We start from the raw sequence: 4,636 nt of genomic DNA, 5'->3' as shown, positions 1-4,636 counted from the left end.
ACCAGCACGTACAGCACGGTGTCCACGACCAGTCGACGCGAAAACTTCAGCGGACGGCCACCCCGGCGCGGATCCCGCTCCGGCAACAGCGGCTCAATCACCGCCCACTGAGCGTCCGTCAACGACGAGTCGTACGAAGGCTTACACGAACAGACACACATGGCGGTGATCTTCGCGGAAACCCGACCGGCGAAGATCACCGCAAGTGCATCACACTCCGAAGTTGATCACTTACCCAACACTTTCTCAGGCGCCGCCGCCGGGTGTGCGCGGATGGCCGCCGTCGGACGGCGGTCGGCGAGGGTCCCGGCCGTCCTGGCCCGTCGGGCCGCCCAGTTCCACCGGGCCGCCCTGGGCCGCCGGGCCGTCCAGTTCCACCGGGCTGTCCTGGTCCGCCGGGCCGGGCGGGTCGGGTTCGTCGAGGAGCAGTTCCAGCAGCGGCAGGGCCTCTTCCAGCCGCCGGCACTGGTCGGGGGTGAGCCGGGCGCTGCGCCGGGCCAGCAGGGCGGAGCGTTCGCGGCGGATGCGGTCGAGGGTCTCCAGGCCGCGCGGGGTGGGGGCGAGCAGGGCGGAGCGTTTGTCGAGCGGGTCGGGGGTCTTGGCGATCAAGCCGTCGGCGAGCAGCGGGGCGAGGGTGCGGACCATGGAGGGGACGGCGACGCCCTCGCGCGCGGCGAGTTCCCCCAGGCGCAGCGGGCCGTGCTGTTCGGTGCGGGCCAGGGCGGAGAGTTGGGCGGCGGGCAGGTCCTGGTCGCCGCAGGCGCGGACCATCTGGCGGTGGAGGCGGCCGATCGCCAGGCGCAGGCGGACGACGGCTTCGGCAGGCAGGCCGCCGCCGGGGGCGGTCACGGTGCTTGCGCCTCGGCCGGGGCGGCGGCGGGTGTGCTCGTGCCCGGGTCCGGGGTGCGGTGGCGGACCAGGGAGGCGGCCGCGGCGACCAGGGACATCGCGATCGCGAGCCAGAACACCACGACCAGGCCGTCGTGGAAGGGGCCGGAGATCAGTTGCGGGAAGAACTGCCGGCCGGTGAGGGTGTGGGCGTTGGCCGGCGGGAGTTGGCCGAGGACGTGGGGGCCGAGGAGTTGGCGGACGGGGTTGTAGCCGAGGAAGGCGGCGAACAGGGTGCCCACCGGGGGCAGGGCGGCGATGGCGTGGGCGTCGGCGGCGGGCACGCCCTGGGCGGTCAGGCCGGTGGTGAGGGTGTGCGGCAGGGAGCCGGCCAGGCCGGCCACCATCAGGGAGAAGAACACGCCGATGGACAGCACCATGCCGGCGTTCTGGAAGGTGGCTCTCATGCCGGAGGCGGCGCCGCGGGCCGCGGCGGGCACGCTGGACATGATCAGTGAGGTGTTGGGGGCGGCGAACAGGCCGCCGCCGAGGCCGTTGAGGAAGACCAGGAGCGCGAACCAGGGGTAGCCGAAGTCGGTGGGCAGCAGGAGGAGTCCGGCGAAGGACAGGGCCATCACCACCAGCCCGCCGGCGGCGAACAGCCGGGCTCCGGCGCGGTCGGAGAGGTAGCCGGCGACGGGTCCGGCGGCGAGGAAGCCGATGGTCAGCGGGACGAGGTAGATGCCGGCCCACAGCGGGGTGTCGGCGTAGTCGTAGCCGTGCAGCGGCAGCCAGATGCCCTGCAGCCAGATGATCAGCATGAACTGCAGTCCGCCGCGGGCGATGGAGCCCAGCAGGGTGGCCGCGTTGCCGCCGGCGAAGACCGGGTCGCGGAAGAGGGAGAGCGGGAACATCGGTTCGGCGGTCCTGGCTTCGACGAGGCAGAAGAGGGCCAGCAACGCGGCGCCGCCGAGGAGTCCGGCCAGTACCCAGGGGTTGGTCCAGCCCATGGTGTGGCCGCCGTAGGGCTGGATGCCGTAGGTGATCGCGGCGAGCAGGGCGGTGAGGCCGACGCCGAAGGTGATGTTGCCCCACCAGTCGATCCGGGCGCTCCTGCGCACGCCGGTCTCGCGCAGCGAGCGGTAGGCCCAGACGGTGCCGAGGACGCCGATGGGCACGTTGACCCAGAAGATCGAGCGCCAGTTCCACTCGGCCAGCAGTCCGCCGAGGACGAGGCCGACGAAGGAGCCGGCGATGCCCGCGACGATGTTGACGCCGAGGGCCGTGCCGCGCTGGCGCAGGGGGAACGCGTCGGTGATGATCGCCGCCGAGTTGGCCATCAGCATCGAGCCGCCGACCGCCTGCACCACCCGCCAGCCGATCAGCCACAGGGCGCCCGGCCCGCCGTGCAGCGGGTCCAGGGACAGCGCCACCGAGGTGAGGGTGAAGATCAGGAAGCCGGCGTTGTAGATCCGCACCCGGCCGTGGATGTCGCCCAGTCTGCCGAGGGTGACGACCAGGACGGCGGTGACGAGCATGTAGCCCATCAGCATCCACAGCAGGTAGCCGACGTTGCCGGGCTGCAGCGGGTCCAGGCCGATGCCGTTGAAGATCGCGGGCAGCGAGATCAGGACGATCGAGGCGTTGACGGTGGCGATCAGGGTGCCGAGCGTGGTGTTGGACAGGGCCACCCACTTGTAGCGGGGGTCGTCGGCCGCCATGCCGGTACGGGTCGGGCGCCGGCGCCCGGTGCTGCCGGTTGCGGGGATCCGTGTCGCCACCGTGCCTCCTACCGGCCGGGCCGGCTCGCCGCCGGAGGTCGGTGCGTGGATTTCGATAGCTTCCGCCACCTAACGATAGTGCGGCGGCCGCATCCCCGGTAGCCCCGCGCCCCGGGGGTGCGGGGCCGGCCGGCGGTCCGGCGGTCCGGCGGTCCGGCGTTCCGGCGTTCCGGCGGTCCGGCGTTCCGGCGTTCCGGCGGTCCGGTTCAGGGGACGATGACGACCTTGCCCGCGACGGTGCGCGATTCGGCCAGGGCGAGCGCCGCCGCGGCCTCGCGCAGCGGGAACTCGGCGGCGACCTGGGCGGTGAGCGTGCCGTCGGCCAGCAGCGCGAGGACCTGGGTGAGGTCCTCGCGCAGCCGGGCGCGGAAGGCCTCGGGGCGACGGCGCCCGGCCCAGAAGTTGTAGAAGTGGGCGGACCTGCCGTTGGGCAGGAGGTTCCACAGGGCGAGCCGGGCGAACAGCTTCAGCACGGGCAGCCGCGAGTTCCCGTCCTCGTCCTTGGTGGCGGCGGTGCCGTAGGAGACCAGCACTCCGCCGCGGCGCAGCAGGCGCCAGGAGTCCTGCAGTGCGGGGCCGCCGACGTGGTCGAAGACGGCGTCGACGCCGTGCGGGGCGAGGTCGCGGATGCGCCGGTACACGGCGGGGTCGCGGTAGTCGACGGGGGTGGCGCCCAGGCGGCGGACGGTGTCGTGGTGGCGGGTGGAGGCGGTGCCGATGACGGTCATCCCGGCGTGGCGGGCCAGTTGGACGAGGGTGGAGCCGACGCCGCCGTTGGCGCCGAGGACCACGATCGTGGCGCCGTGGGGCACATGGGCGGTGCGGTGGAGCATCTGCCAGGCCGTCACGCCGTTGACGGCGACGGTCTCGGCGGCGGCGGCCGTCACGCCGTCGGGCACCGGGACCAGGTCGGCGGCGTCGAGGTGCAGGAGGCTGGCCCAGGCTCCGGTCTTGGTGACGGCGGCGAAGCGGCGTCCGGTCAGGGCGGGGTCGACGCCGGGGCCGGTGGCGACCACCGTGCCGACGACGTCGTAGCCGGGGACGAAGGGGAAGGGCGGCTGGTCGTAGTACTTGCCGCGGCGCATCTGCTGTTCGGCGAAGGACACGCCGGTGGCGTCCATCCTGAGCAGGACCTGGCCGGTGGCGGGCGGGGGGAGGTGGCGGGTGCGCACCTGCAGGCCGTCGGGGTCGACGGTGCCGGGCAGGATGACCTCGGTGGCGGGGGTGGCTGCGGCGCTGCTCATGGCGTACTCCGTGGCGGGTCACTGGCTGATACGTCCGTAAGGTTACGCATGTAAGTTCGGGGCGTGCAAGAGCTTGGACCCGTAAGTTCTCACTTGTAAGCTCACGGCATGAGCAACGAACCGAGTGCGCCGCCCGCCCGTCCGCGCAACCGCCGCGGGGAGGGTGGGCGCCTGCGTGACGACATCGTGGCCGCGGCGGTCGAGCTGCTCGAGGAGGCGGGCACGGAGACGGCCGTCACCCTGCGCTCCGTCGCCCGCCGGGTGGGGATCGCCGCGCCGTCGATCTACCGTCACTTCCCGGACCAGCCGGCCATCATGCTGGCCGTGGTGCAGCAGGCCTTCGACCAGTTGGAGGCGGCCCTGCGCGCCGCCCTGGAGGGGGCCGGGGAGGACCCCCGGCGGCGGCTGTTCGCCGTGTGCCACGCCTACCTGCGCTTCTGCGAGGACCACCCGCAGCGCTACCGGACGATGTTCGGCGGCGTGTGGGTGCCCGCGCTGCGCGACACCGCCGTGACGGCGCAGGACGTGGAAGCCCTCGGCCACGGGACCCTGCACCTGCTCGTCGGGCTCGTGGAGGCCTGTGTCGCCGCGGGCCGGTCCACCAGCACCGATCCCTTCGCGGACACCGTCGCCCTGTGGCTGGGCCTGCACGGGCTGGCCCACCAGAAGGCGGTGACGGTCTCCTTCCCGTGGCCCGCGGACATCGCCGACCGCCTCATCACCACTCTGGCGCGCCTCGACGCCGGGTGACGCCGCCGCCCCACATAGGACGAGCGACGTGGA

Annotated in this window: 5 protein-coding genes; 1 reads left to right on the top strand and 4 read right to left on the bottom strand. The window is 73.2% G+C overall.

What is annotated here, in order from left to right; all coding sequences use genetic code 11:
- The 4 genes from ABT247_RS31865 to ABT247_RS31850 form a co-directional block, all read right to left on the bottom strand.
- Nucleotides 1–161: transposase (locus tag ABT247_RS31865; protein WP_350749712.1), on the bottom strand; the 161-nt coding region annotated here is incomplete at its 3' end.
- 85 nt (nucleotides 162–246) lie between these two features.
- Nucleotides 247–849: a MarR family winged helix-turn-helix transcriptional regulator gene (locus ABT247_RS31860; protein ID WP_350749706.1), complete on the bottom strand. Its 603-nt coding sequence runs from the start codon at nucleotides 847–849 to the stop codon at nucleotides 247–249.
- The gene (locus tag ABT247_RS31855; protein WP_350749709.1) at nucleotides 846–2,549 is read right to left on the bottom strand and encodes an MFS transporter; all 1,704 of its coding nucleotides are present in this window, start codon (nucleotides 2,547–2,549) and stop codon (nucleotides 846–848) included. The genes ABT247_RS31860 and ABT247_RS31855 overlap by 4 nt, the downstream gene beginning before the upstream one ends.
- A gap of 266 nt (nucleotides 2,550–2,815) precedes the next feature.
- Entirely contained in the window at nucleotides 2,816–3,853 is a 1,038-nt protein-coding gene (locus ABT247_RS31850) for a medium chain dehydrogenase/reductase family protein (protein WP_350749703.1), read from the bottom strand.
- Nucleotides 3,854–3,961: 108 nt separating this feature from the next.
- Here ABT247_RS31850 and ABT247_RS31845 point away from each other — a divergent pair, with 108 nt between their 5' ends.
- Nucleotides 3,962–4,603 carry a TetR/AcrR family transcriptional regulator gene (locus tag ABT247_RS31845; RefSeq protein ID WP_350749701.1) on the top strand — a complete coding sequence of 214 codons (642 nt, stop codon included), beginning with the start codon at nucleotides 3,962–3,964 and terminating at the stop codon, nucleotides 4,601–4,603.
- Nucleotides 4,604–4,636 lie beyond the last annotated feature (33 nt).

Origin of the sequence: Kitasatospora sp. NPDC001539, assembly GCF_040298565.1 — a bacterium.
Lineage (GTDB): Bacteria > Actinomycetota > Actinomycetes > Streptomycetales > Streptomycetaceae > Kitasatospora.
The sequence above is the reverse complement of the archived record's forward strand: the minus strand, read 5'-3'. Positions and strand labels throughout refer to the sequence as shown.